Origin of the sequence: Burkholderia sp. E168m23, from assembly GCF_016586125.1 — a bacterium.
GTDB classification, from domain to species: Bacteria; Pseudomonadota; Gammaproteobacteria; order Burkholderiales; family Burkholderiaceae; genus Burkholderia; species Burkholderia orbicola.
On the sequence record NZ_BCPP01001571.1, the window covers coordinates 1 to 806 of the forward strand.

Annotated in this window: 1 protein-coding gene; it reads right to left on the bottom strand. The window is 69.0% G+C overall.

What is annotated here, in order from left to right; all coding sequences use genetic code 11:
- Nucleotides 1-806: FkbM family methyltransferase (locus tag JMF90_RS38960; protein ID WP_236598154.1), on the bottom strand; the 806-nt coding region annotated here is incomplete at both ends.

Consider the following 806-nt stretch of genomic DNA (forward strand, 5'->3'; position numbering starts at 1 on the left):
CCCGCGGCCGCGTGCGTGTTGCCAGCGGTCGATCGCATCGCCCCCACTCGCCGCGCGATTCGTGGTCGAGCGCGCGGTTCCAGTTCGTTCGGGGGCGTCGGCGTCGGTGGGCGCGGCCGTCGCGGAATCCGTGCCGCGTTCGGCCGTCGAGCCGACGGCGAGCGGTTCGCCGGTGATGAACAGGCGCTGCCGGTCCCAGCGCGGGTTCGGCACGCACAGCATGTTCAGCCCGTCGATCCGGTAGAACGTGTAGTCGAGACCGGCGAACGTGTCGATGATCCGCGCCTCGCCGACTTTCCAGTATTCGATCCAGCACCACGGCAGATGCGTCTCGATCAGCCGCCGCGCGCCGCGCAGCGCGTCGATCTCCATTCCTTCGATGTCGAGTTTCAGGAAATCCAGCCGCGGCAGGCCAAGCGAATCGAGCCGGACGACCGGCGTCGGCGTGCCGCCGGAGGCTTGCGCATCGACGAGCGAGACCTGCCCGAAGTCGGCATCCTGTCCGTAGTCGACGTCGGGCACTTTCATCGTGCCGTTGGCGGCGGCCAGCCCCATGTTCAGCAGATGGAGATTGTCGAGCTGGTTGAGCGCGACGGTGCCGCCGAGCGCGTGAAACAGCGTGCGTTGCGGCTCGAACGCATAGACGCGGCCGCCGCGCTCGCGTAGCCGGTGCGCGATCGGCACGCACACCAGCCCCGCGTTCGCGCCGCCGTCCACCGCGATCGCGCCGTCGGGCAACTGGTCGATCACCTGCAGGATCGTGTCGAGTTCGCCCTGGATATGCGGCCGGCCGGTCTTGATCAGCG